Annotated in this window: 20 protein-coding genes; 6 read left to right on the forward strand and 14 right to left on the reverse strand. The window is 72.0% G+C overall.

From position 1 onward, the window contains the following. The 3 genes from ABD140_RS37945 to ABD140_RS37955 form a co-directional block, all read right to left on the reverse strand. Nucleotides 1-2000: hypothetical protein (locus ABD140_RS37945; protein ID WP_344247540.1), on the reverse strand; the 2000-nt coding region annotated here is incomplete at its 3' end. A gap of 515 nt (nucleotides 2001-2515) precedes the next feature. Beyond that, the gene (locus ABD140_RS37950) at nucleotides 2516-4099 is read right to left on the reverse strand and encodes a peroxidase family protein (RefSeq protein ID WP_344247542.1); all 1584 of its coding nucleotides are present in this window, start codon (nucleotides 4097-4099) and stop codon (nucleotides 2516-2518) included. Next, a complete protein-coding gene (locus ABD140_RS37955; RefSeq protein WP_344247544.1) occupies nucleotides 4096-5343 on the reverse strand; it encodes a cytochrome P450 in 1248 nt (415 codons plus the stop codon). Before ABD140_RS37955 ends, ABD140_RS37950 begins: the two co-directional genes overlap by 4 nt. 194 nt (nucleotides 5344-5537) lie before the next feature. On the opposite strand from ABD140_RS37955, the gene ABD140_RS37960 reads away from it, so the two are divergent. Together ABD140_RS37960 and ctaD are read left to right on the forward strand one after the other, a co-directional pair. Beyond that, nucleotides 5538-6491, forward strand: a complete 954-nt coding sequence (locus tag ABD140_RS37960) for an acyl-CoA desaturase (RefSeq protein WP_344247547.1) — start codon at nucleotides 5538-5540, stop codon at nucleotides 6489-6491. Between the two features lie 667 nt (nucleotides 6492-7158). Beyond that, on the forward strand, nucleotides 7159-8850 hold the full coding sequence (gene ctaD / locus ABD140_RS37965; RefSeq protein ID WP_425544203.1) for an aa3-type cytochrome oxidase subunit I: 1692 nt from the start codon (nucleotides 7159-7161) through the stop codon (nucleotides 8848-8850). 445 nt (nucleotides 8851-9295) lie between these two features. Here ctaD and qcrB read toward each other — a convergent pair whose 3' ends face one another. From qcrB to ABD140_RS37985, 4 genes are all read right to left on the reverse strand, one after another. Further along, a complete protein-coding gene (gene qcrB, locus ABD140_RS37970; protein WP_344247549.1) occupies nucleotides 9296-10912 on the reverse strand; it encodes a cytochrome bc1 complex cytochrome b subunit in 1617 nt (538 codons plus the stop codon). 564 nt (nucleotides 10913-11476) lie between these two features. After that, nucleotides 11477-12919, reverse strand: coding sequence for a pyridoxal phosphate-dependent decarboxylase family protein (locus ABD140_RS37975; RefSeq protein WP_344247551.1), 1443 nt, complete (start codon nucleotides 12917-12919; stop codon nucleotides 11477-11479). Then, nucleotides 12909-14246, reverse strand: coding sequence for an MFS transporter (locus tag ABD140_RS37980; RefSeq protein ID WP_344247553.1), 1338 nt, complete (start codon nucleotides 14244-14246; stop codon nucleotides 12909-12911). Before ABD140_RS37980 ends, ABD140_RS37975 begins: the two co-directional genes overlap by 11 nt. Continuing rightward, entirely contained in the window at nucleotides 14243-14839 is a 597-nt protein-coding gene (locus ABD140_RS37985) for a TetR/AcrR family transcriptional regulator (RefSeq protein ID WP_344247555.1), read from the reverse strand. Before ABD140_RS37985 ends, ABD140_RS37980 begins: the two co-directional genes overlap by 4 nt. A 144-nt stretch (nucleotides 14840-14983) precedes the next feature. On the opposite strand from ABD140_RS37985, the gene ABD140_RS37990 reads away from it, so the two are divergent. The 3 genes from ABD140_RS37990 to ABD140_RS38000 all read left to right on the forward strand — a co-directional run bounded on the left by ABD140_RS37990 (nucleotide 14984) and on the right by ABD140_RS38000 (nucleotide 17223). After that, complete coding sequence (locus tag ABD140_RS37990; RefSeq protein ID WP_344247556.1) at nucleotides 14984-15709, forward strand: hypothetical protein; 726 nt, start codon at nucleotides 14984-14986, stop codon at nucleotides 15707-15709. Then, the gene (locus ABD140_RS37995; protein WP_344247557.1) at nucleotides 15706-16218 is read left to right on the forward strand and encodes a hypothetical protein; all 513 of its coding nucleotides are present in this window, start codon (nucleotides 15706-15708) and stop codon (nucleotides 16216-16218) included. The genes ABD140_RS37990 and ABD140_RS37995 overlap by 4 nt, the downstream gene beginning before the upstream one ends. A 141-nt stretch (nucleotides 16219-16359) precedes the next feature. Continuing rightward, nucleotides 16360-17223, forward strand: a complete 864-nt coding sequence (locus ABD140_RS38000) for an SAM-dependent methyltransferase (protein ID WP_344247558.1) — start codon at nucleotides 16360-16362, stop codon at nucleotides 17221-17223. On the opposite strand, the gene ABD140_RS38005 is transcribed toward ABD140_RS38000, so the two are convergent. The 6 genes from ABD140_RS38005 to ABD140_RS38030 all read right to left on the reverse strand — a co-directional run bounded on the left by ABD140_RS38005 (nucleotide 17157) and on the right by ABD140_RS38030 (nucleotide 23682). Continuing rightward, the gene (locus ABD140_RS38005; RefSeq protein ID WP_344247560.1) at nucleotides 17157-18311 is read right to left on the reverse strand and encodes an MAB_1171c family putative transporter; all 1155 of its coding nucleotides are present in this window, start codon (nucleotides 18309-18311) and stop codon (nucleotides 17157-17159) included. The genes ABD140_RS38000 and ABD140_RS38005 overlap by 67 nt on opposite strands. Nucleotides 18312-18325: 14 nt before the next feature. Beyond that, nucleotides 18326-19876 (reverse strand): class I adenylate-forming enzyme family protein, encoded by a 1551-nt coding sequence (locus ABD140_RS38010; RefSeq protein ID WP_344247562.1) that lies wholly within the window; start codon nucleotides 19874-19876, stop codon nucleotides 18326-18328. Continuing rightward, nucleotides 19869-20339, reverse strand: a complete 471-nt coding sequence (locus tag ABD140_RS38015; protein WP_344247564.1) for a hotdog family protein — start codon at nucleotides 20337-20339, stop codon at nucleotides 19869-19871. Before ABD140_RS38015 ends, ABD140_RS38010 begins: the two co-directional genes overlap by 8 nt. Then, on the reverse strand, nucleotides 20320-21768 hold the full coding sequence (locus tag ABD140_RS38020; RefSeq protein ID WP_344247566.1) for an APC family permease: 1449 nt from the start codon (nucleotides 21766-21768) through the stop codon (nucleotides 20320-20322). Before ABD140_RS38020 ends, ABD140_RS38015 begins: the two co-directional genes overlap by 20 nt. Nucleotides 21769-21896: 128 nt before the next feature. Further along, nucleotides 21897-22040, reverse strand: a complete 144-nt coding sequence (locus ABD140_RS38025) for a hypothetical protein (protein ID WP_344247568.1) — start codon at nucleotides 22038-22040, stop codon at nucleotides 21897-21899. 118 nt (nucleotides 22041-22158) lie between these two features. Then, the gene (locus ABD140_RS38030) at nucleotides 22159-23682 is read right to left on the reverse strand and encodes an MDR family MFS transporter (RefSeq protein ID WP_344247570.1); all 1524 of its coding nucleotides are present in this window, start codon (nucleotides 23680-23682) and stop codon (nucleotides 22159-22161) included. A 144-nt stretch (nucleotides 23683-23826) separates the two neighbouring features. Here ABD140_RS38030 and ABD140_RS38035 point away from each other — a divergent pair, with 144 nt between their 5' ends. Next, the gene (locus tag ABD140_RS38035; protein WP_344247572.1) at nucleotides 23827-24414 is read left to right on the forward strand and encodes a TetR/AcrR family transcriptional regulator; all 588 of its coding nucleotides are present in this window, start codon (nucleotides 23827-23829) and stop codon (nucleotides 24412-24414) included. Between the two features lie 7 nt (nucleotides 24415-24421). Here ABD140_RS38035 and ABD140_RS38040 read toward each other — a convergent pair. Next, nucleotides 24422-25359, reverse strand: a 938-nt coding sequence (locus ABD140_RS38040) for a CU044_5270 family protein (RefSeq protein WP_344247574.1), incomplete at its 5' end; no start/stop codon positions are given.

Raw genomic sequence — 25359 nt, forward strand, 5'->3', positions numbered from 1 at the left:
CTGAGCCTTTCCGGGTAACGGTTGCTGGCGTTGGATTGGAGGAGGGAGCGGGAGAGGGTGTGGTCGGTGTGGGTGTAGAGGATTCGGGTGGTCGGGGGGTGGCGGAGGGGGGGTGGGCGGAGGCGGGGGCCCAGGGTGCCGGTGAGGGTGAGGAGGGGGGTGGTCGTGGGAGGAATGGTCGTGGTCGGGGTGGGGGTGGTGAGGGTGAAGGCCGCTGTTGTGGGGGTGAGGGTGAAGGCCGCTTCGGCGAGGTGGGCGGGGTGGGACCAGAGGTCGGCGGCGGCGGCGCGGGCCGCGGGGGTGGTGAGGGCCGTGGCCAGGGGGTGGAGGCCGGCGTGGCGGAGGGAGGGGGCGCGGAGCAGGTCGCGCCACAGGTCGGTGGCGCGGGGGCGGAGCGGGGAGTGGACGAGCAGGCTGAGGGTGGCCTCGTGGTGGGGGCCCAGGGTGCTCTCGCGGTGGGTGGTGAGGTGCAGGACGGCGACGGCGCGGGAGGCCGTCGTCACGGGGGTGAAGGGGGTGGAGGCGAGCAGGGTCTCGGCCGCTTCGGCGGGGACGGTGAACCAGGCGGCGAGCACCGTGGCGTCGAAGGTGCGGACGGGGACGGTGACGGGGCCCTCGGAGGTGGTCCTCGGGTGGGTGGGCACGGTGAGGAAGGGGAAGCCCGCCGGGGTGGGGGCGTGGTCGTACAGGCGGTAGAGGCGGCGGCGCACGATGGGGCCGGTGTAGGCGGCGAGCTGGGCCTCCAGGTGGGCGCGGGCCTCGGGGAGGTCGTTCCTCAGGTTGGCGGCGTACTGCGCCAGGCCGTGGCAGGCGGGGAAGAGGTGGGTGCGGTCGGTGTAGTCGACGATGTACCAGTCGGGGTGCAGCGTGAAGCAGTTGCCGGCGCCCTGGCCGTCGAGGGTGGGGATGATGTCGTGGTGGTTGGTGATGCTGGAGACCCGCGTGGCCGGTGAGGCGGGCTGCTTGAAGTCGATGGGCGAGCCGATGGCGATGGCGTCGGTCAGGACGTGGCGGGCGTTGAACTCCGGGTCCTGGGCGAGGCTCATGACGGCCGAGCCGCCGGCGCTGTGGCCGATGAAGGCGACCTCGGCGCCCTCGGGGATGCCGTAGTCGGCGATGGCCCTGGCCAGGGAGCGGCTGTAGGGGCCGCTGTCCAGGACCGTGCTGCTGAAGGCGCCCAGGAGGTCGGCCGGGGAGTCGGTGTCGGGGCGGCCCATGCGCATGCCGGGGGCGAGCACGACGTGGCGTTCCACCCCGTCGGGGCCGCGGACGGTCTGGACGAGGGCGCGGCCGGTGGGGCGGATGACGAGCAGGTCGGAGAGGTAGTCCATGAACGAGCCGCGGGCGCTGAGGCGTTCGGCCTCGTGCGGCGCGGGCTCGACGGGCACGGCCGCGCCCGCGCCGCGGTCGAGGCGGGCGACGGCGCGGTTGCTCATGCCGGTCAGCGGGTCGGCGGTGGCGGCGCCCAGGCCCGTGGCGATGAGCCATGCCGTGTTGTCGTTGAGCGGGTTCTTGTCGAGCAGGGCGCGCAGCGCGAGGAGCTCACCGAAGATCGGGGCGATGCCGGAGAGGGTGCGGGCGGCTCCGCGGTCCTTGATGAGGGCGTGCAGCGCGCGGCCCGCGGCGAGGTCGCCGTCGGCGGAGACGGCCTCCAGCAACCGGCGCAGCAGCGGATCCTCGGCCAGCTCGGGGTGCTGCAGGACGACCGCCGCGATCCGCAGCCGCAACGACGTGGTCATGATCCGGATCGGGAGGTTCCCCGCACGGACGAAGCCACCGATCTTCGCCCCGATCGTCCCGGCTCGTCCCCCGCTGACCGCCCACCCCAGCCCCCGCCGGTCGGTGACCGCCCGCAGCAATGCCCGCTGCGCCCGCAACCCCGTCCCGGGCGCCCGCCGCAACGAAGCCGCCAGCGCGGGCTCGTGCAACGCCGCCGTCGCATGAACAGAGGCCTCCCGCAACGCATGCGCCACCTCGGCCAGCTCCCGAGCCACCCCCATCAACCGCCCGACGTCACCCCCCTCCGCACCACCACCCACCGCATCCCGCACAGGAACAGCGGCACCGTCACCGCTCCCCGTGCAACGCCCCGCCGGTCCCTGTACGGGAACAGCAGCACCGTCACCGCTCACCGCGGAGCACTCCGCCGGTCCCTGCACGGGAACAGCAGCACCGTCACCGCTCACCGCGCAACACCCCGCTGGTTCCTGCACGGGAACAGCGGCACCATCGCCACTCCCCGTACAGCACCCCGCCGATCCCTGCATGAGAACAGCAGCACCGTCACCGCTCACCGCGCAACACCCCGCCGGTTCCTGGGCGGGGGTGACGGTGTCTTCGCTGCTCGTGGGGGCGACGGCCATCGCGTCTTGGGCAGGGGTGAGCGGGTGTTCGTTGCTCGCTGCGGGGCGTCCTGTTGGGCTTCGGGTGGAGGTGGGAGGGCTGTCGTGGCTTGCCGTGGGGGGCTCTGGTGGTCGCTGGGCGGGGTGCGGAGAGGGGTCGTCGGGGGTGGGGGTCATGGGAGGGCGCCTCGCCAGGTCATGGAGATGAAGCGGGGGGCCGGGTCTTCGGGGGTGTTGCGGTGGAGGACGTCGGAGAGGGTGCGGGTGCGGGCGATGGTCTCCAGGCCGAGGGGGGTGAAGGTGGCGGCGTTGAGGAGGCGGGGGGCCAGGAGGGGGTTGGTGAGGGCCTGGGAGAAGGCGTCGATGGCGATGATCTTGGTGAGGAGAGGGGGGAGGATGGCCTTCGGGGAGCCCGGCTCCTCGGCGAACATGCCGACGTAGAGCTCCAGGTCGTCCACGTCCCGATACAGGTCGGCGAGGGCCTCGTGGACGCGCGGGTCGCCGGAGACCTGGTCGAAGCGGCGGACGCGGGGGAAGCGGCAGTGCTCGCGGTAGTCGTTGTAGGGGGCCAGGGCGAGGGTCCGGCCGTCGGAGATGGAGGAGCGCTCCACCTCGCGCAGCGACGGGTCGGTGTTGAAGAGGCCGACGCGGCCGGCGCGCTGCTCGGAGGCGTCCTCGAAGAGGCGGCCCAGGCCGGGGCCGGGGATGAGCTCCCCGCCGAACAGCGTGTGCGGTGTGGGGAGCTCCTTCTCGCCGACCACCAGGGTGCCGGGGATGAGGCTGTGCCAGCGGTAGACGAGGTTGAACTCCACCGACGCCCAGTTCTGCCGGTGCCAGGAGGCTCCGCGCAGCATCGTGCCGAGCCGCGGGTCGAGCAGGAACCGGAAGTGGTAAGGGGTGATGTGGTTGATGTACTCCTCGACCACGATCCGGATGACCTGCACGATGACGATGTTGCGGGCGGTCTGGAAGAGGCGCTCGTCGTCCCAGTCGGGGTTCTGCCGGGCCAGGAGCCGTGCGACGCGGTTGTGCTCGCGCAGGAACAGCACGGTCATCATGGTGAAGCCGACCTGCACGTTGCCGCGGTCGCCGCCGAGGGCGAAGAGGGTGTCGCGGCGTTCGGGCGGCAGCATCTCCATGCGCACGGCCGTCAGGGCCCGGAACTCCGGTTTGACCTCGCCGTTCTCGCACAGGTAGGGCGGGAACTCACCGCCGTTGATCAGCTGGCTCTTGAGCAGGCCGCCCTCGTGGGCGCGGACCGCCGCGGTCGCCGCCGCGTCGAGGCCGTACAGCGGGTTGAGGTCGATCTCGTGGTTGGAGGTGCTGCGCCGGGGGTCGCGCGGCTCGCGGGACTCCCCGCGCAGGAAGCCGTCGGTGAACCACTGGGCGAAGTAGGCGAACAGTACGGTCGAGCGGGGGCACGGATCCATCGGCCCCGCCCGCAGGAAGAGGTCGGCGGCCTTGTCGACCGACGGGCGGCCGGTCTCGCAGTCCCCGTGCGGCGGCAGGTGCCTGCCGCTGTAGGTGCGGTCGGTGAGCGACGTCCAGGACGTGTAGGGCGCCAGGGTGCTCAGCGGCTCGGGCCGGGGCGGCATCTCGCGGACCGCCTGGTCGATCAGCGTCGCGTTGAGGCGGCGGCGCACGGGCAGGGCCGTCTCGGCGAGCCGCCAGAGCGGCCTGCCGTGGGTGAGGGCGAGGAAGCGCAGCCTGTTGACGGCGCCGTCGGTGGCGATGCTCCGCGCCTTGGAGCGGCTCATACCCGTGTCTCCTTCCACGCGGGGGCGTCCAGATGCAGGAGGTGGCTGTCGGGGAAGACGCCGCGGTCGCGGACGGTCTCGCCGGCCGACCGCAGGCCCGGCCGCAGCAGCAGCCGGCGCAGCACCTCGGTGACGACGGTGCGGCCGGGGTGGACGCCGACGCAGGCGTGCGGGCCGTGCCCGAAGTGCAGCAGGACGGGCTCGGGGCGGTCGAGCCGGAAGGTCTCCGGCTCCTCGACGGCCGCCTCGTCGAACATCGCCGAGGCGACGGCGGCCAGCACGAGCCCGCCGGCGGGGATGGTCGCGCCGGAGGCCAGGACGTGGTCGCGGACGCAGACGCGGACGATCATCTTGAGGAAGGGGTCGAAGCGCAGCGCCTCCCAGACGTGGGGCTCGAAGCGCTCGGGGTCGCGGGCCGCCTCGGCCGCCCGCGCCAGCAGCTCCGGGCGGGCCAGGAAGTGGGCGAGCACGTTCGTCATCGACCCGGCCGCGTTCTCCACGAAGCCCAGGAGGAGCCCGGCGGTGTTGACGGCGATCCGCTCGTCGTCGAAGCCCAGCTCGGCGGGCAGCCGGGTGCGCACGAGCCGGCCGAGGACGTCCGCGCCCTCCGGGCCGGCGCGGCGGTCGGCCACGAGGTCGCGCAGGTAGGCCATCATCTCCGCGCCCGCCTCGGCGGACGCGGCGCGGAGCCCGGCATCGCCGGCGAGGTTGGCGGTGACGTCGGTCATGACGGCGCGGGACCAGCGCGAGAGCGTCTCCGCGTCCGGGCCGGGGAAGCCGAAGTACCGGGCGCACACGGCCAGCGGGACGGCGCGGAAGAGGGAGCCGACGACGTCGATCACGCCGTCCGCGGCGTCGAGCGCCGCCTCGGCGAGCTCCCCGGTGAGGGCGCGCAGCGCGGGCACGTCCTCGGGGGCGAGCATGACCTGCAGGAGGCCCTTCTCCCGCCAGTTCATCGGGGTGGCGTCGCGGGTGAGCATGACGGGGCCGCCCAGGGCCGTCTCCATGGGCGCCGTGTAGGCGCCGACGGTGAAGGAGTCGGGGCGGGACAGCACCTCGGTGACGTCCGCGTGGCGGGTGACGAGGGTGAACGCCGGGGTGGTCAGGACGGGCCTGCGGGCGCGGAGCTCGACGAACAGGTCGCGCCAGTCGGTGCGCAGCCAGCCGGCCAGGAGCATGAGCGCCGCCGCGGGGTCCGTCTGGCGGAGCGCGTCGTAACGGGCGAGGTAACCGTCGGTGTGCATGCTGGCCTCCACGCGGGGGACTGTGATCGACCGGAGCCAGAGAGTAAGCAGATGATCGCGCAGGTCGCAAGCCGGATGACACGAGGAGTAGGCAATTGACTTCTCCAGGTGAGACTTTCGTGTACCTCGCGCCACTACCGGCCGTCACGCCTCCCGGGTCGAATGGGGTGACCCGCGCCCTCTGGAGGCTCTCGATGTCCGACACGCCCGAGCCGGACGCGGCGGGGACGCTCCCCGTCTCGCCGGGCCGCCGGCACGCGTATCTGCTGGCGCTCGTCGTGCTGCCCTTCGCGGCGCTCGGCGCCGCGGTGTGCGTCGCGTGGGGACGCGGCCTCGGCCTGCGCGACCTGGTGCTCGCCCTGGTCCTCTACACGGTCAACATCTTCGGCATCAGCGTCGGCTACCACCGCCTGCTCACCCACCGGTCGTTCCGGTGCGTCCGGCCGGTCCGCGTCGCGCTGGCCGTCGCGGGCGGCCTCGCGCTCCAGGGCCCGGCGTCGTTGTGGGTCGCCGAGCACCGGCGCCACCACAAGTACTCCGACCGGCCCGGCGATCCGCACTCGCCCTGGGCGTACGGCGAGAGCGGCCTCGGCCTGCTCCGCGGCCTGCTGCACGCCCAGGTCGGCTGGTTCTACACCGAGCGCCGGCGTTCCGACCGCGCGCGCTGGGCGCCCGACCTGCTGGCCGACCCCGACATCCGGCGGCTGGACGCCGCCTACCCGCTCATCGCGGCCGCCTCGTTCCTGCTGCCCGCGGTGCTGGGCGGCGCGCTGTCCCAGTCGTGGGCGGGCTTCTGGTCGGCGCTCTTCTGGGCGGGCCTCGTCCGCTACGCGGTGGTCCACCACGTGACCTGGTCGGTCAACTCCCTCGCCCACTGCTTCGGCGACCGCCCCTTCACCACCCGCGACCGGTCCACCAACCTCCGCTGGGTCGCCCTCATCACCTTCGGCGAGGGCTGGCACAACTGGCACCACGCCGACCCCACCTGCGCCCGCCACGGCGTCCTCAAAGGCCACCACGACCCGAGCGCCGCCCTCATCCGCGCCCTGGAGCGCCTCGGCTGGGCCCACGACGTCCGCTGGCCCGACCCCGCCCGTCTCGCCCGCCTCACCTCCGCCCCCGCCCGCCCCTCCCCCGAACCCACCTGAAGAGCCCGATCGGACACCACTGCCGACCCCCGCCCCGCTCCCCCGCCATCACACGCGGACACAACCCCACGCAGCCCCGCCCGCACCGCACCGCGTCACTTGCGCTGCCCCACACCGCCCGGGCCCTGCTGCACCGCCCATGCCGTGCCGTACCGCCCGAGCTGCGCTACACGCCCATGTCGCGCTGGACCGCCCAAGGCTGCGCTGCACGCCCACGTTGCGCCGGACCACCCAAACTGCGCTACACGCCCACGTTGCGCCGGACCGCCCGGACTGCACTGCACGCCCACGTCGCATTGGACCGCCCAAGGCTGCGCTGCACGCCCACGTCGTGTTGGACCACCCAAACTGCGCTACACGCCCACGTTGCGCCGGACCGCCCGGACTGCACTGCACGCCCACGTCGCGTTGGACCGCCCAAGGCTGCGCTGCACGCCCACGTCGTGTTGGACCACCCAAGCTGCGCTGCACGCCCACATCGCGCTACACGCCCACGTCGGATTGGGCCGCCCGAGCTGTGTCGCGTCGGCTCACCTCGTCCGCGTCGTGGCGGTTCGGGTGGTTCGGGAGGGTGGGCTTTCGGTCGGGAAACTTGGGGATCGTTTCACTTCGGCTCGTGGCGGAGGCGGGTAGGGCATGGGGTCTAGGGCGGGTGGGGAGGGGGAAGGTGACCACGACGGGGTCTTGGGCGCCGAGTCTGCGGCGGGCGCTGGAGGGGCATCGCAAGGGGCGCCGGCTGGGGGACGTGCTGGCGACCACCGATCACAAGGTGGTCGGGCACCTGTATCTCGGTACGTCGTTCGCGATGTTCCTGATCGCGGGGCTGATGGCGATGGTGATGCGGGCGGAGCTGCTCGAGCCGGGGATGCAGGTGGTCTCGGCGGACCGGTACAACCAGCTCTTCACCGTGCACGGGACGGTGATGCTGCTGCTGTTCGCGACGCCGACGTTCGTGGGGTTCGCCAACTTCCTGGTGCCGCTGCAGATCGGGGCGCCGGACGTGGCGTTCCCGCGGCTGAACACGCTCAGCTACTACCTGTTCCTGTTCGGGGCGCTGCTGGTGCTGGGCGGGTTCCTCACGCCCGGCGGGGCGGCGGCCTTCGGGTGGACGGGGTACACGCCGCTGTCGGACGGGGAGCACTCCCCCGGGGTGGGCGGCGAGCTGTGGATCATGGGGCTGGTCCTGTCGGGGGTCGGGACGATCCTGGCCTCGGTCAACCTCATCACCACCATCGTGTGGCTGCGCGCGCCGGGCATGGTGATGTTCCGGGTGCCGATCTTCACGTGGAACGTCCTGCTCACCAGCCTGATGGTGCTGCTGTCCTTCCCGGTCCTGACCGCGGCCCTGCTCGTCCTGTACGCCGACCGCAGGTTCGGGGCGCACGTCTACGACGCGGCCAACGGCGGCGCGCTCCTGTGGCAGCACCTGTTCTGGTTCTTCGGCCATCCGGAGGTGTACATCGTGGCGCTGCCCTTCTTCGGCATCGTCACCGAGATCCTCCCGGTGTTCAGCCGCAAACCGCTGTTCGGCTACAAGGGCATGGTGGGCGCGACCATCGCGATCGCCGGCCTGTCGATGACCGTGTGGGCGCACCACATGTTCGCCACCGGGGCGGTCCTGCTGCCGTTCTTCTCGCTCCTGTCGTTCCTCATCGCCGTCCCGACGGGCCTGAAGTTCTTCAACTGGATCGGCACGATGTGGCGGGGCCACCTCACCTTCGAGGCGCCGATGCTCTTCGCCGTCGGGTTCCTCGTCACCTTCCTGTTCGGCGGGCTCACCGGTGTCATCGTCGCCTCGCCGCCCCTGGACTTCCACGCCACCGACACCTATTTCGTCGTCGGCCACCTGCATTACGTGCTGTTCGGGACTGTCGTCTTCGCGATGTTCGGCGGCTTCTACTTCTGGTGGCCGAAGATGACCGGCAAGAAGCTCGACGAACGCTGGGGGAAGGTGCATTTCTGGTCGCTGTTCGTCGGCTTCCAGACGACGTTCCTGATCCACCACCTGCTCGGCGTGCAGGGAATGCCGCGGCGCTACGCCGACTACGCCTCGGAGTTCACCGCCATGAACGCCGTCTCCTCGATCGGGTCGTTCGTCCTGGGCGCCTCGACCTTCGCCTTCCTGTGGAACGTCTGGCGCACCCACCGGCGCGGCTTCAAGGTGGAGGCCGACGACCCGTGGGGCATGGGCGGCTCCCTGGAATGGGCGACCTCCTGCCCGCCGCCCCGCCACAACTTCCGGGTGATCCCCCCGATCCGCACCATCCGTCCCGCCTTCGACCTGCACTTCACCATGCGGGAGCTCGAGCAGCGCGAAGAAGAACAGAAGCGGGAACTCGACGACCGCCCACCCGGCTGAACCCGCCGCCCCGTCACCGGCCTCATCGGCCGGAGACCTTCCCCGCTCCACGGAATCCGCCCAGGAACGCCCCCACCGAAACCGCGGCCCTGTCCGCATCCGCCGGATTCGCCGGGGGACGCCGTCGCTCACTTCTGGAATACCGCTGAGATACCTCTCGCTCCGGAATGCCGGCCAGTCCAAGGTGCCGCCAGTCCGAGATGCCGATCGGTCCAAGGCGCCGCTCGCTCCGGAATACCGGTCAGTCCAGGATGCCGACCGGTCCGAAGCGCCGCTCACTCCAGGATGCTGGCCGGTCCAAGGTGCCGCTCAGTCCAGAATGCCGGCCAGTCCGAGATGCCGATCGGTCCAAGGCGCCGCTCGCTCCGGAATACCGGTCAGTCCGGGATGTCGGCCGGTCCGGAATGCCAGCCGGTGCGGAATGTCGGCCGGTCCGGGGTGGCGGTCAGTCGGGGATGCCGCCGCCGGAGCCTCGGCCCTGGCCGCCGCCGACGACCTCGTTCTGGTAGTCGACGTAGAAGCGGTTCGCCCTGGCCTTCATGCGGGCTCTGATCTTGCGCGGGGTGGGCAGGGGGAGCAGGCGGGGGCGGTGCGTCTCCAGTTCCTTCGGGTGGCGGGGTTCCAGGGCGGCCATCTGGTCCGGGCTCGGGGGGGCGTGCACCGGGACGTATTCTCCTGCGGCGGTGCCCAGGACGAGGCGCGTTTCGTAGCCCTCCTCGAAGGTGCGCAGGTCGCGTCGCTGCAGGCTGAGGCACAGGCGGCGCGTCAGCGTGAACGCCAGGAGGGGGAAGAGGAAGAAACCCGCGCGGAAGAACCAGACGAGCCATTCGATCGAGATGTGGAAGTAGGTGGAGATGACGTCGTCGCCGCCCGCGGCCCACAGGTTGCCGTACCAGGCGACCACCGCCGCTCCGATGGCGGTGCGGGTCGCGGCGTTGCGGGGGCGGTCCAGCAGGTTGTGCACCCGCCAGTCGGCGACCGCCCACCGTTCGAAGAACGGGTACAGCGCGAGGAGGGTGAAGAACGCCCCGGGCAGGAGCACGGCCGGGACGAGGACGTTCCACGCGATCGTGTGCCCCGCCGCCGTCGTGCTCCAGGCGGGCATGATCCGCAGGGCGCCTTCCAGGAAGCCGACGTACCAGTCGGGCTGGGAGTACGACGAGACCTGGCTCGGCACGTACGGCCCGTAGAACCAGACCGGGTTGATCTGGGCGAAGGTCCCCAGCCCCGCGAGGACGGCGACCGTGAAGAACAGCAGCGCCACCGTCTTGGAGAGGAACACCGGGTAGGTCGGGTCCCCCGAGACCTTCCGCTCGCTGCCGCCCGGCCCCGGCCACTGCGTGTGCTTCTGGTGCCAGACGATCGCCAGGTGGAAGGTGACGAGCGCCAGCAGCAGCCCGGGGATCAGCAGGATGTGGACGGTGAAGAGCCGGGGGATGAAGTCCTCGCCGGGGAACTCGCCGCCGAAGACGAAGAAGCTCAGGTAGGTGCCCGCCACCGGGATCGACAACACGATCCCCTGCATGATCCGCAGCCCCGTGCCCGACAGGAGGTCGTCCGGCAGCGAGTACCCGGCGAAGCCCTCGGCGATCGCCAGCACGAACATGGTGACGCCGATCAGCCAGTTCACCTCGCGCGGCCTGCGGAACGCGCCGGTGAAGAAGACCCGCAGGAGGTGGACGCAGATCGACGCGATGAACAGGAGGGCCGCCCAGTGGTGGATCTGCCGGAACAGCAGCCCGCCCCGCACGTCCAGCGACAGGTGCACGGTCGAGGCGAAGGCCTGGCTCATCTCGATGCCCAGCAGCGGCGCGTAGGACCCGTCGTAGACGACCTCCCCCATGCTGGGTTTGAAGAACAGCGCCAGAAAGACGCCCGTCGCCACCAGGACGACGAACGAATACAGGGCCATCTCCCCCAGCAGGAACGTCCAGTGGTCGGGAAACGCCTTCCCGATGTTGCGCTTCAGGAAGCCGGCCGTGCCCAGGCGGTCGTCGACCGCCCGTCCCGCCGCCGCCAGCCCCCCGGCCCGCTTCTCCCCGTCCTCGACAGCCCGGCCCATCCCTGCGCCCTCCCCCGGCAGACCCTCCTCAGGCCCTTCCCCGGAAAGCGCGTTCTCAGCCCCTCACCAGCACGTATCGCCCCGACCGCGGAGAACCCGCACCCGCTGGACCGCCGCCCGGCCCCCGCTCCCGCCTGGCTCACGGCCTCCTGAATCGAGAGCGGGCCCCTCCGCGCAGACTGGACCCCCGTACAGCGGCCTGCCCGGCACGGCACGCACCACCAGAGCGACGACTAACCGTGGAAACGCGGTGGTCGCATGCCGTCGGCGGTACGTGCCGCAGGCGACGGCCACCGTGGCCGCACCTCCCAGGGAACGACGACCACCGTGGACGCATGCCGTCGGCAGCGTATGCCGGAGGCGAAGGTCACCATGGTCGCGTGTGTCGAGGGACGACAACCACCGTGGACGCGTGCCGTTAGCGGCGCATGCCGCAGGCGACGGCCACCACGGCCGCGTATCCCGGGGAACAACGGCCACCGTGGACGCATGCCGTCGACGGCGCATGCCGTTAGCCACGCATGCCTCGGGCGAAGATCATCGTGGTTTTCGGTGGGGGTGGGGTCAGTCGAAGGCGCGGTAGAGGGAGGACAGGAAGCGGATGAGGAGGCTTTCGCGGGTCTGCGGGGGAAGGGCGTCGAGGACGGAGTTGACGACGGCCATGCCGCCGGGGCCGCCCGCCGGGTCGGCGCCGACGGAGGACAGCAGGGCGGCGAAGCCCGCGTCGTCGACGGTGTCGAGGTCGAGGTCGAGGAGGGCGTCGACGAGGCCGTCGGGGAGGGCGGGCGGACCGGACTCGCGGGCTTCGGCGGCGGCCTTGGCCAGGACGGAGAGGAGGGCGTCCACACCGCCCAGGCTCACGCCGGTGAGGGTCAGGTGGACGTTGGCGGGGATGCCGGGGAAGGAGAGCTGGGGCTGGATGAGCCAGCCGTGGTCGCGTGCCTTGTCCGACAGGACGAAGACGTCCAGGGACGGATCGTCGGAGGCGATGGCGACGAGGGAGGCGGCGGGGTCGCCGAGCACGCGCAGGCCCGGGATGTCCGCCACGCCCGCGATGATCTTGCGGGCGGCGGCGGCGGAGTCGGCGGCGAGCCTGCGGTAGCCGGATTCGCCGAGCGCCTGCATCGTCGCCCAGGCGCCGCCGAGCGGGCCGGCGCCCTTGCTGCTCTGGACCGTGGAGTTGATGACGGTGTAGCCGGGCCAGGCGGCGGACGCGAAGTAGGCGTGGCGGCGCAGCGCCTCGTCGGCGTACAGGACGACGGAGGCGCCCTTGGGGGCGTAGCCGTACTTGTGCAGGTCGCAGGAGATCGACGTGACGCCCGGTACGGACAGGTCGAACGGGGGGACGTCCTCGCCCGCGTCGCGCAGCCACGGCAGCAGCCAGCCGCCGACGCAGGCGTCGACGTGGCAGGGGATGCCGCGGGCCGCGGCGAGGGCGGCGACCTCGGGGACGGGGTCGATCACGCCCTGGGGGTAGGACGGAGCGGACACCACGACCAGGACGGTGTTCGCGGCGTCCTCGTCGACGGCCGCTTCCATCGCGGCCGGGTCCACCCGGAAGGTCGTGGTGTCCACCGGAACGGTCACCAGGTCCAGGCCCAGGTAGTGCGCGGCCTTGTGGAAGGCGGGATGCGCCGTCGCGGGGACGACGAGGCGGGGCCGGGCGACGGGGCGGGCGTCGCGCGCGGACTTCACCGCCAGCATGATCGACTCGGTGCCGCCGTTGGTGAAGATGCCCGGTGTGGCGGGCCCTCCGCCCAGCTTCGAGGCGACCGCGCCGACGACCTGCTTCTCCAGTTCGACGATGCTGGGGAAGGCCGTGGGGTCGAGGCAGTTGACCTCCAGCATCTCCATGTAGGCGCGGGCGGCGGCGTCGCGGATCTCGGCGCGGCCGGTGTCGTAGACGTAGGCCGTCACCTTGCCGCCGTGGACGGGCAGATCCGCCTCCTTCAGCGCGGCCAGTTCGGCCAGCAGGTCCGCGGCGGAGCGTCCGTTCTCAGGCAGCATCGGGTGTTCCTTCGGTTCGGTGGGCCAGCGCGCGGGCCCGGTAGGCGAGCACCAGCGGCACGCTGGCCAGCATCAGGAGGGCGGGGACGAGGGTGAATCCGGCGGTGAGCCCGGTCAGGGCGCTCTCCTGCTGGACGACTTGCGTTCCGGCCGCGGCGGAGCGGAAGCCGGTGGCGGCCAGGACCGCCGAGTACACGCCGGAGCCCAGCGCCATCGCGCCCGTCTCGGCGGCCGTCCAGGCTCCGGTGAGCGCTCCCGCCTGGGCGTGGCCGGTCCGGCCCGTGTCGGCGTGGACGGTCTCGGGCAGCAGGGACAGCGGCAGCAGCTGCAGTGCCGCGTAGCAGACGCCGAGCAGGCCGGTCAGGGCGAAGGCGGTGGCCGCGGCCCCGGCGGTGAGCGCGGGGAGGAGCGCGAGCGAGCCGGCCGCGAAGAGCACGACGGCCAGCAGGTAGCACGGCACCGCGCCGTACCGCCGGGACAGCCGGTTCCACACCGGGACGGCCAGGGCGCTGGGCGCGACGAGGCAGACGAACAGCACCGAGGTGAGGCCGTCATCACCCAGCCGGTACTCGGCGACGTAGGCGGCGCCCGCGAGCATCACCGCGATGGCCAGCGCCTGCACGGTGAACGCGCCGAGCAGCGCGAAGAACGGCCGGTTGCCGCGCGCCACGCGCAGCGCGGCGGCGAAGCCCAGCGGACGGGGGCCGGGCCGCGAGGTGATCCACCGGGTGGACAGGGCGGCGGCCAGCATCGCCGCGCCCATGACCAGGCCGATCACCACGCCCATCACCGCGTAGCCGCCTCGCCCGTCTCCGGCCAGCCCGACCAGCTCGGGGGCCGCTCCTCCGGCCAGCAGGATGCCGATGGTCAGCGCGATGATCCGCCAGGCCATGGCCCGCGAGCGCTCCTCGGGCAGGTCGGAGATCTCGGCGGGCAGCGCCACGTAGGGCACCTGGAAGGCGGCGAAGGCGCTGGCCGCCAGCAGGAAGACGGCCATCACCCAGACCGCGGCGACGGTGCCGTGCGCGGGCGCGGCGAACATCAGCGCGAACAGGACGGGCAGGGTGACCGCGCCCAGGACCAGCAGCCGGGTGCGCCGCCCGGTGCGCACCGCCTCCCGGTCGCTGAGCGCGCCGACGTAGGGGTTGAGCAGGACGTCCCACGCCTTGGGCAGGACGAGCGCGACGCCCGCGACCGCGGCGGGGACGCCCATCACGTCGGTGAGGTAGTAGAGCAGCAGCAGGCCCGGCGTGGTGGAGAAGACGCCGGTGCCGACCGAGCCGAGCGCGTATCCCAGGAGCCGTCCCCGGGCGACCTTCCCCTTCACAGGTCCAGCAGCCCGTCCACGAGGCGGTGCAGGGAGCGGCGGAAGCGCTGGAGCGCCGCCTCGTCGCCGCCGCGCAGGCGCCGCCCGCGCTCGTCCAGGACGCCGCCGCGCAGGAAGCCGTGCACGTTCCAGATCACCGACCACACCGCGTACTCGGCGTCCGCCTCGGGTCCGGCGGCCCGCTGCGCCAGCTCCACGATCCGGCCGACCAGGGGGCGCACCCGCTCGGCCTCCAGGGAGACGATGTCCTCCTCCTCCGACAGCCAGCGCCGCAGCCACAGCGCGGCGATCTCCGGATGGGCCGCGCAGAAGTCGAGGTAGCGGTCGGCCAGCCGGTGCACGCCCGCGGCGTCGGCGGTGAAGGTCTCCATGGCCTCCGCCAGCGCCCGGCGCTCGCGTTCGGCGGCGCGTTCCATGACCGCGAGGTACAGGTCGCGCTTGCCGCCCACGTGGTAGTTGACGGTGGCGATGTTGAGGCCCGCGGCCTCGGCGATGAGCCGGGTCGGGGCGCCGGCGAAGCCCCGCTCGGCGAAGAGCCGGGTCGCCGCGTCCAGGATCCGCTCCAGCGGGGGGTCGGCGCTCGTACTGGTCACCCCAGGAAAGTAGGACAAGCACCGATATTTGGTCAATCGCTTGATGGAACGAGTTTTCTCCTGTCCGGAACCTGCCTGCCGCCCCGTTCGATGATCGGCGGCCCCATCGCTCCACTACAGTGAGGCCCCTTGGAGGGACAGGGCATGACTGAGACTTTCGCGACGATCCTCGACCGCCTGTGCGCGCGGCCCGACGGACGCGAGCCGTTCACCAACACCGAGCTGACCCGGCTCGTCGCCCGGAGCGGCGGCGAGATCACCGACGGGTACATCTCCCACCTGCGCAAGGGGCACCGCGACAACCCCACCCTCCAGACGATCGAGGACCTGGCGGCGGCCCTGGGCGTCTGCCCCGCGGTGTTCGTCGGCGGCCGGCGCGAGCGCCTCGGCATGGAGCTCCCCCGCCGCTCCTTCAGCCGCAAGCTGCGCCACCTCTTCACCGCGATCCATCCGCCGCACCGCGGCCCCTACACCCCGGAGGAGGCGGCCGCCGCCATCACCTCCGGCGGCCTGCACGGGTCGATCTCCTCCAGCTACATCAGGGAGCTGCTCAGCCCGGCGCCCGGCACGCTGCCCAACCCGCGGCTGCGGCACATCCTGGCGCTGGCGCACTTCTTCGGCCTGGGCGACGAGCACGGGCCGCAGGCCGCCTACTTCCTCGACGACCGGCTGGCCGAGGTGGTCGACGCCGAGCTGGCCCGGTTCATCGAGCTCCGCGACGCGGGGGTGGTGGAGTTCGCCGCCCGGATGGCGCGGCACGCCTCGGACTGGACGCCGGAGCTGCGCAGGCGCGCGGTCCACGCCATCACCGAGGCGGTGGAGACGGGTGAGACCACATGGGTGTTCGGGAACGGAGGCATGAGCCGATGACCGACCAGAAGGCGCTGTGCGCGTGGGCCGCCGAACGGCTCACGCCCTCGGCGTCCTACCAGGACACGTGCCGCCGCATCGGAGCGCTGCTCGGCGAGCTGGTGCAGGCGCAGGTGTCGGTGAAGTTCGCCTCGCTGGGCGGCGCGCCCTTCAGCGGCGCGACCGTGCGGCTGGCGGACGGCTCCTACGTCGTCTACTGCGCCAGCTCGCGGTCGTGGTACCACCGCATGGGCATCCTGCTGCACGAGCTCTCCCACGTCCTGCTCGGCCACGAGCCGGCCTCCCTGGAGGGCATGCGGCGGCAGTTCCTGCCGCACCTGCCGAGCCGGATGGCGCGCATCGTCGCGGCCCGCAGCAGCCACACGGGGGTGCAGGAGCAGGAGGCCGAGGAACTCGCCGACCTGCTGCTGGCCCGGCTGACCGAGCACCGCGAGCCCGCCCCCGGCGTGCTCCCGCACGCCTCGCCGCGGCTGCGGCGCATCGCGGAGGAACTGGCGCACCTGCGCTGAGCCTCCGCCCGCCACGAACGTGAAAATTCCTCGGTTCGGCTTGCCTTGTCGACCAAGGTCATCGAAGAATAGGCTGCAGTTCTACTGCGGACAGGAAAGGCTCACCACGGCCTTTCTCCAGTATGAGATCGAGGTGTGTCGGTGACGGAGAGCGCCCTGGCCAGCCCTTCCTTCGGCGGCCCGCCGACGCTCGACCTCCACGTCCCCAGCGCCGCGCGGATGAGCGACCACCTGCTGGACGGCAAGGACAACTTCACGTGCGACCGCCTGGCGGTCGCCGAGCTGCTGCGGACGGCCCCCGAGCTGCGGGCCCTGGCCAGATCCGGACGCGCCTTCCTCATGCGCGCGGTGGCCGAGCTCGCCGCGCACGGCATCGACCAGTTCCTCGACCTCGGCGCCGGCCTCCCCGCCGACCCCTGCACCCACGAGGTGGCCGCCGCGCACGCTGCCGGCCCGCTCCGCGTCGTCTACGTCGACAACGACCCGGTCGTCAACATGCACAACCGGGCGCTGCTCTCCTGCGCGCCGGGGGTGCGGACCGTGCAGGGCGACCTGGCCTCCCCCGAGCTCCTCATCGCCCGGCTGAGCTCGACCGGGGCCGTCGACTTCGCCCGCCCCGCGGCGGTCCTGCTCGGCGACGTGCTGCCCTACCTGCCCGATCCCGCGCAGACGGTGCGCGCGTTCCGCAACGTCATGGCGGCGGGCGGCGCGGTGGTGCTGACCCACCTGTCCCGCGAGCGGGCCGACCGCGACGCGGTCGCCGCGGTCGAGGAGGTGTACGCCCGCACCGGCACCGGCATCACCGTCCGCACCGACGCCCAGATCGCCGAGCTGTTCGACGGCCTCGCCCACGCGCCCGAGGTGCTCGACGCGCGCCCCGACCCGGCCGTGCCCGCACTGACCTGCCGCGCCGGCATCGGCTGGCGGGTGCGCGGCGATCAGGCGCGGGCCGTGACGACGACGGCGGCCACCACCGGGCAGCGGACGAACGCGTCGGCGACCTGAACCCACCAGGCGAGCTCGGTGCCCAGCGCGCCGTCCCGCACCTCCCCGGCCCGCTCCCCCGCGCCGCCGCGCTCCCCTCGCGACCATCTCTCCAGCGCGTGCCTCAGCTGCGCCGCCTCGACCACCACCGCCAGCCGCTCCCCCGCGTGGCCCGCGCCGCGCCCCTGCTGCTCGGCCAGCCGCGCCACCTCCGGGTCGAACAGCGGCGCCAGGCTCCAGCGCCAGTCGCTCAGCTCCAGCACCATGCGCCGGGTCCGGTGGTAGGGGTCGTGCCTCCGGCCGGGGGCGACGTAGACGAGCTCCGGCGCGACGTGCGTCAGCTCCCGGTGCAGCGTTCGCAGCCTCCGGTACAGCCGCCACCGGGCGGCCCAGGCGGCGGCGGGCTCCAGCTTCGGGCCGAAGGTCGGCAGGGTCAGCGCCGCCGTCAGCAGCAGCACGCCGCCCAGCGCGACCACCGGGGCGGTGGCCCGGTAGACCCCGTCCAGGTCGGCCACGCCCGTGCGGCGCGTGAGGATCGCGATGATGCCGATCAGCGGGAACATCGCGACGTCCACCCCGTACGCGCCGTACACCCACAGGCCGCGCCGCAGCCAGGGGAAGGCCGCGTAGTCGGGCTCCTTGGTCCAGCGGAAGCACCAGTAGGCCAGCACCGCGTGCCCGGCCAGCACCCACGACAGCCACAGCAGGGAGAACACCGCCACCGTCGGCTGGTCGGCGTAGTAGGTGTTGAAGTCCTCGGTGCGCTCCACGGGGGTGGAGGAGGCGACGAACAGCGCCGTGAGCGCCAGGACGCACAGCGGGCAGGCCAGCATGATCCACCGCACCAGCGGCCACGCCTCCCAGAAGGAGTGGCGCCACAGCAGGGCCAGGGTCAGGTAGACCCCGCCCGACACCGTCTGGCTGGCGGCGACCAGCAGGGTCGCCAGGTTGGGGATCCCGGTGGTCTCGTCGACCCACAGCACGTTCGAGGGCGCCGCCAGCCACAGCGTCATCGCGGTGGAGAGGATCGCGGCGCACAGCGCCCACAACCGGGGGCTCTCCCAGCGGGTGCGCAGGTACCGCAGCTTGTAGAGGAACCAGGCCGTCATCGCGACGGCGCAGGTTATGTAGAGGACGCTGCGGAGCATTTCAACGCCGTTGCGCGCAGCTCGGCCTTGTCCACCTTGCCGGCGGACAGGAGCGGCAGTCCCGGGAGGAGTTCGATGCGTTTGGGCACCTTGTAGGACGCCAGGTGCTCGCGGCAGTGGGCGTCCAGTTCCTCGGCGGCGGCCGTGCCGACGACGAAGGCGACGCCCACTTCGGTGTACACCTCGTCCGGCATGCTCACGACGGCCGCGGCGGACACCGAGGGGTGCTGCTCCAGCACCAGCTCGATCTCCCGCGGGTAGACGTTGTACCCGCCGGACTTGTACATCTCCTTCAGCCGTCCGACGAGGGTGAGCGCGCCGTCGGGGCGGGCCACGGCCAGGTCGCCGGTGCGCAGGAAGCCGTCGGGGGTGAACGCCGCGGCGGTCTCCTCCGGCAGGCCGATGTAGCCGGTCATCAGGCAGGCGTTGCGCACCTGGATCTCACCGGGCATCCCGGGCGGCACCGGCGTGCCGTCCTCCCCCGCCAGGCGCAGCTCCAGCCTCGGATCCGGACGGCCGAGCGTGGTCGTCAGACTCTCGTCGTCGGCGGTCTCGTCGTTGTAGGCGACGGCCACGCAGCTCTCGGTGAGGCCGTAGAGGGAGGTGAGGCGGGCGCCGGTGGCGCGCAGCGCGGCCAGCGTCTCGCGCGGCATCGGCGCGCCGCCCCAGCCGACCTGCCTCAGCGACGACAGGTCGGCGGCGGCGTACTGCGGCGTCATCAGGACGTACTGGAACATCAGCGGGATCTGGCCCCACAGGGTGATCTTCGCTTCCTCGATGACGCCGGGGATGGCGCCCGGGTCGAAGTCGTCCATGAAGCGGATCGCGCCGCCCATCGCCAGCGGCACCGACACCACGTCCATGACCCCGCCGACGTGGCTGACCGGCAGGTTGGCCAGGGCGACGCAGCCGGGGTGGTAGAGCCGCTCGGCCTGCAGGCGGCAGCCCTCGGCGAAGGCGCGGTGGCTGATGGACACGCCCTTGGGCCGCCCGGTGGTGCCGGAGGTGTAGACGACGAGCGCGTCCCCGCCGGGGTCTCCGGCGTCCGGGACGGTGCCGTCGGCGCCCGCCAGGAAGTCCTCGGCCGGAAACAGGTGGGACTCCCGGATGCTCGGCACCTGCTTTCGCAGCGCCTCCAGGTCGGGCTCGTAGTCGCGGCCCCGGTGCTCCCGCCGGCCGAAGAGCAGCACCGGCTCGCTGTCGGACACGATGTGCAGCAGCTCGTCCCGGGTGTGCGCCGGGTTGAGGCCGACGTACGCGGCCCCGATCCGGGACAGCGCAAGGAACAAGGTGAGGAACTCCGCCCGCGGCGTGCTCAGGACCGCGACCTTGTCTCCACGGGTCACGCCTGCGGCGTGCAGGGCGGAGGCGCAGGCGTTCACATCGGCCTCGGCCTGCTCGTAGGTGCGGCGACGGCCTTCGGACTCGTCGAAGAGCGCGTCGGGGTGCTTCCGGCTCCAGTAGGAGAGGTAGTCGGAGACCCGCTCGAAACTCGGGACGATGCCGTCCCCTGGCAGTTCACTCACCGGCGGGCTCCTCTGAGTCCACGAAAAGGGTGAGCCAGTCGGCGACCATGGCCGGGGTGTCGGCTCCCTCGACCTCCATGACGTTGCGGGTGAGCACCCGGTACCGGCCGGGCTCGCGTTCCTTGACGTCCAGGAGCTCGGCGCGCACCCGCACCTTCTCCCCCGCCATGACCGGGCGGAGGAACCTCACCTTCTCCAGCCCGTAGTTCAGCGCGTAGGCGGTGTCCGCGTCGACGTCCAGGTGGCGCTTGTGCACGGCCACCAGCAGGGAGAGCAGCAGGAAGCCCGACAGGAGGTTCTCGCCGTAGGGGTCCCCGTTGGACGGGGGGCGGCCGAGGTAGTCCTCGCGCAGGAACGTCGCGGTGGCGAACGCCTGCTCGTCCCCCAGCTCCAGCGGTATCCAGTCGGAGCAGAACAGCTCCGTACCCACGCGGGCGGGCAGTTCAGCCAACGGGTAGCTCATCGGTCCCCCTCGTCATCGCACCGATCCGAACATAACGGGACTCGTCCGACTTCCGCAGGCGCAACGCGTAGAGCGCCGCCGCCGCCGCGCACACCAGGACGGCGTACGGCAGGGCGTTGATCAGCCGGGACTCGGTGTGCGCCAGGGTCTCGAAGTTCACCAGGATGAGCGTCGCCGCGGTCAGCAGCCCCGCGCAGCCCACCAGCGGGATGATCAGGGTGCTCAGCAGGCCGCCGGAGCCCGTCCGCCGGAAGTAGACGACGCAGGCGACCGAGGTGAGCGCCTGCAGCAGCACGATGCCCAGGGTGGACAGGCCGCTCATCACGGTGACGAGCGTCTTGTACGGGTCGAGCCCGGCGACCGCGAACAGGACGACGACCACCACGGTGAAGCCCGCCTGCGCGAGGCTGGACATGTACGGCGAACCGTGCGCGGGGTGGACGGCGCTCAGCTTCGCCGGGGCGAGGCCGTCGCGGGCGAGCGCGAACACGTACCGGCTGGCGGCCTGGTGCCCGGCGACCAGGGAGGCGAAGATGCTGGTGATGATGAGCAGCCCGAACAGCGCGCTGGCGGTCTCGCCGAGCTGCTGCTCGGTCAGGTGGAAGAACAGGTCGCCCTCCTGGGCGCGGGCGGTCTCCCCCGTCCGGCCGGCGCCCATCGCCCCGACCATCAGCCAGCTGGTGAGGGCGTAGAAGAGGCCGATCACCAGGACCGCCGCGTAGGTGGCGCGCGGCACCGTCCTCGCCGGGTCCTTGGTCTCCTCGGAGAACAGCGCGGCCGCCTCGTAGCCGACGAACGAGCCGAAGGCGAACATGAACGCCACGCCGGGCGCGCCCGAGAAGACGGTGCCGGGCGCGAAGGAGGTGAACTGGAAGGCGTCCAGGCCCCTGTTCACCAGCACCGCGGCGTCGAAGACGACCAGCACCCCGATCTCGCACACCATGAGCACGCCGAGGACCTTCGCCGACAGGTCGATGTTGCGGTAGCCGAGCGCGCTCATGATGGCGATGGCGCCCAGCGTCCAGGCCCACCACGGGCCGGGCGCGCCGCCCAGCTCGGTGAGGAAGTAGCCGATGCCGCCCGCCAGCGCCGCGACCAGCCCGTTGTACCCGGTCAGCGCGAGCACCGCGCCGGACGCGGCGACCGGACGGCCGAGCCCGCGCGCGATGTAGCCGTAGAAGCCGCCGCCGTCGGTGATGGAGCGGGCCATCGCGGCGTAGCCCACGGAGAAGCACAGCAGGGTCAGCATCGCCACGACGTAGGCGCCCGGCACGCCCGCGCCGTTGCCCGAACCCATCGACAGCGGGACCGTTCCCGCCATCGCCACCAGCGGCGCCGCCGCGGCGACCACCATGAACACGATCTTCGGCGCGCTCAGCGTCCTGCCCAGCCGCGCCGGCGCGCCCACCCCCTCGGCCGTCCCGGTCATCCCCATCCCATCCGAAGATCAACTAATCCTGCGATTCCATACCTGTCACGGCGGAACCGCAAGAAGATCCACTTCGGAGAAACGGCCATATCCGGCCGCGGGGAGAGTCGGGGCGGAGGTCGGGACGGTCAGGCGGGCTCGGGGGGAACGGGGCCGTCCTCCTCGGCGAGCCGAGCGAAGATGGCGAAGCGTCCGACGAGCTGGGGGTCCTCCTCGCGGAGCCGCTCGGCCATGTCCGCCAGGAGCTTGCGTTGCCGGTTCGGGGTCATCATGTCTCACCTGCCCATATCCCGGTGGAACGAGATATACCCACAGTGCGACGTTTCAGATCCTCTGTCCCGGAACCACATGTCACGATCTGGTTCCGGGACCGTTCGGGACCGTTCCGGCTCAGGAGGCGGCGAGCTCCTTCTCCCCTTCCGACCGCTCGGAAGCGGGGGCCGAGGGCAGGTCGATGGTGTCGCGCAGGTCGTTGGGCTTGAGGAAGAGCACCGCGACGAGGCCCACGACGGCGATGCCGGTGGAGACCAGGAAGATGTGGCCGGTGCCGTCGCCGTAGGCGGCGCGCACGATCTCGCGCAGCGGCGCGGGGATCGACTCCAGGTCGAGGGTGCCGCCCTGGTCGCCGGTCACCTGGACGCCGAGCTTGGCGAAGCCCTTCTTGATGGAGTCGGCGACCTCGGAGGCCAGGACCGCGCCGAGCACCGAGACGCCGATGGTGCCGCCCAGCGAGCGGAAGAACGCCAGGGCGCCGCTGGCCGCGCCCATGTCCTTCATGGAGACGCCGTTCTGGACGATGAGGACGAGGTTCTGCATGGACATGCCGACGCCGACGCCGATCAGCACCATGGCCCCGCCGATGAACACCAGGGACGTCTCGTGGTCGATGGTCGACATGAGGGCGAAGCCCAGGGTGAGGGAGACCAGCGCGAAGACGATGTGCGGCTTGACCTTGCCGGTGCGGGAGATGATCCGGCCGGAGATCGTCGAGGAGACCATCATGCCGAGCATCATCGGGATGGTGAGCAGGCCCGCGGCGGTGGGCGAGTAGCCGCGGCCGATCTGGAAGTACTGGCCCAGGAACACCGCGCCGCCGAACATCGCCATGCCGACCGCGGCGCTGCCGATGATGGCCAGCGCCGGGGTGCGCTGCTTCACGATGCGCACCGGGACGACCGGCTGCGCGGCGCGGTTCTCCACCCACACCGACAGGGCGAGCACCAGCACGCTGGCGCCGACCATGGCGCCCGTCTGCCAGGACAGCCACGCGAAGGTGTCGCCGACGAAGGTGATCCAGATCAGCAGCACGCTCACGCCGGCCGCGATGAGGGTGGCGCCCAGGTAGTCGATCTTGACGTCGTCGCGGCGGACGTGCTCCAGGTGCAGGGTGCGGTGGAGCATGAAGAAGGCGAGCAGCGCGAACGGGATGGGCAGGAAGAAGCACCAGCGCCAGTCCATCACCTCGGTGATGAGGCCGCCCAGCAGCGGGCCGGCGACCGTGGCCAGGCCCATGACCGCGCCCAGGTAGCCGTTGTACTTCCCGCGGTCCTTGGGCGAGATCATCGCCGCGATGACCACCTGGATGAGCACCTGGGCGGCGCCCAGGCCCAGGCCCTGCACCGCGCGCCAGGCGATGAGCTGCTCGGTGTTCTGGGAGAACCCTGCGCCCAGCGAGGCGAGCAGGAAGATGACGATGCCCACCTGCAGCAGGAGCTTCTTGTCGAAGAGGTCGGCGAGCCTGCCCCACAGCGGGGTGGAGATGGTGGAGGTCAGCAGCATCGCGGTGACGACCCAGGTGTACTGCGACTGGGTGCCCTTGAGCGCGCCGATGATCTGCGGCAGCGCCACCGAGACGATCGTGCTGCTCATCATCGTCACGGCCATGACGATCAGGAGCCCGCTCAGGGCTTTCATGATCTCTTTGTGACTCATCCCCGGGGATGCGGTGTCCGGCACTGACGTTCCTCCCGATTGCACGTAAGACAGGACAAGCCTAACTGCACTCAGAGAAACTTTGCACACTGGGCATTAATTCCCTCGCCGCATAGGATGCAGCCCATGACCTCCACGCCAGGGTTGCGCGAGCGTAAGAAAGCCGAGACTCGCCAGGCCGTTTACAAGGCAGCCCTGCATCTCATCGCCGAACACGGCTTCGACAACGTCACCGTCGAGGCCATCGCCGATGTGGCGAACATCTCCCGCCGCACGTTCTTCAACTACTTCACCGACAAGGCCGACGCCGTCATGTACGGCGAGGAGGAGCGCCACCGGCGGCTGCTGGAGAAGTTCCGCGCCAGGCCCGCCTCCGAGTCGGGATGGCAGGCGCTGCGCCACGCGGCCGAGGAGCTGATGGAGGAGTACGGCGAGCCCGACCGCGAATGGGTGCTGCGCGTCCGGCTGGCCCGCCGCCACCCCTCGCTGCTCGCCCGCCAGCTGGCCGGGACGGGCGCGCTCGAACGGGAGCTGGCCCAGGACCTCGCCGCACGCGACGGCGAGGAAGTCCTGCGCGCCCGCGTCCTGGCCGGCGCCTTCCTCGCCGCCATCCGGATCGCCTCCGCCGTCTGGCTGGAGGAGGACCAGAGCCGTGGCCTCACCGAGACCACCATGGCCGCGCTCGCCGAACTGGACCCGGCCTTCGGCGGCTGACCGCCGCTCAGGCCCGCGGCGCCGCCGGCCGCGCGTCCGTCCACTCGTGGTCGTAGACCACCGAGTCGTAGACGGTGCCCTCGGGAATCTTGGCGTAGGCGGGAGCGGGGTGCAGCATCATCTCCCGCGCCTCCAGCAGCCGCCCCGTCCCCTCGTCGAGGATCAGGGTGTGGCGGACGAGCCCGCGCTCGTTCCCGGGCTCGTCGAACGCGACCGCCGTGCCGGAGCGGCCCTGCCCGTCCCGGGCCGGGCCGAGCAGCGCGACGCCGTCCACCTCCGCGAGTATCCGGTACGCCGCCGCCCGCACCTCCGGACGGACCGGGAGCGTTCCGTCCAGGAGATCGCGGGCCGCGCCGAACAGCCACAGGTCGGCCCCCGCCTCATCGCCCTGGTAGCGCGTCAGCAGCGTCTCCCGGAGCTGGCCGGCGTCGGCCGGGAGAGCCTTCAGCACGCCCATCGTCACCTTCTGGGAGCCCAGGGTGCCGATCTTCGCCTGCTTCCCCGCCTTGCCGATCCCGACCGTGCTCTTCTTCCACGCGCCGGCCTGCCGCAGCGCGACCCGCGGCTTGCCGGTCGAGGACAGCCCGGCGACCCTGGCGGGCGAGCCCGCCGCCTTCCACGCCTGCTCGTCCTGGTCGCTCAGGGGCCGGACGCCCAGCCGCTTCGTCCACACCAGGCTCCCGTCCCGCGCGGGGCGGGCCGCCTGCCAGCGGTCGGTCACCCGGTCCTCCACGACCAAAAAGGACGAGCGCGCGGTGCCGGCGCTCACCAGCTCGGTCTCGCGGGAGCTGGCGTGCAGGTACCTGCCGCTCTCCGGCGGCTGCCGCACGGCGGCGTCCGCGGCGGCCCGCAGGACCGCGTCGGCGTCCCGGTCGAGGAAGGCGCGGACGTGGGCGGCGACGGCGGCGGACACCGGGATGCCGAGGTTGTGGGGGGGTCTGCGGT

Origin of the sequence: Actinocorallia libanotica (assembly GCF_039525175.1) — a bacterium.
GTDB lineage: Bacteria > Actinomycetota > Actinomycetes > Streptosporangiales > Streptosporangiaceae > Actinocorallia > Actinocorallia libanotica.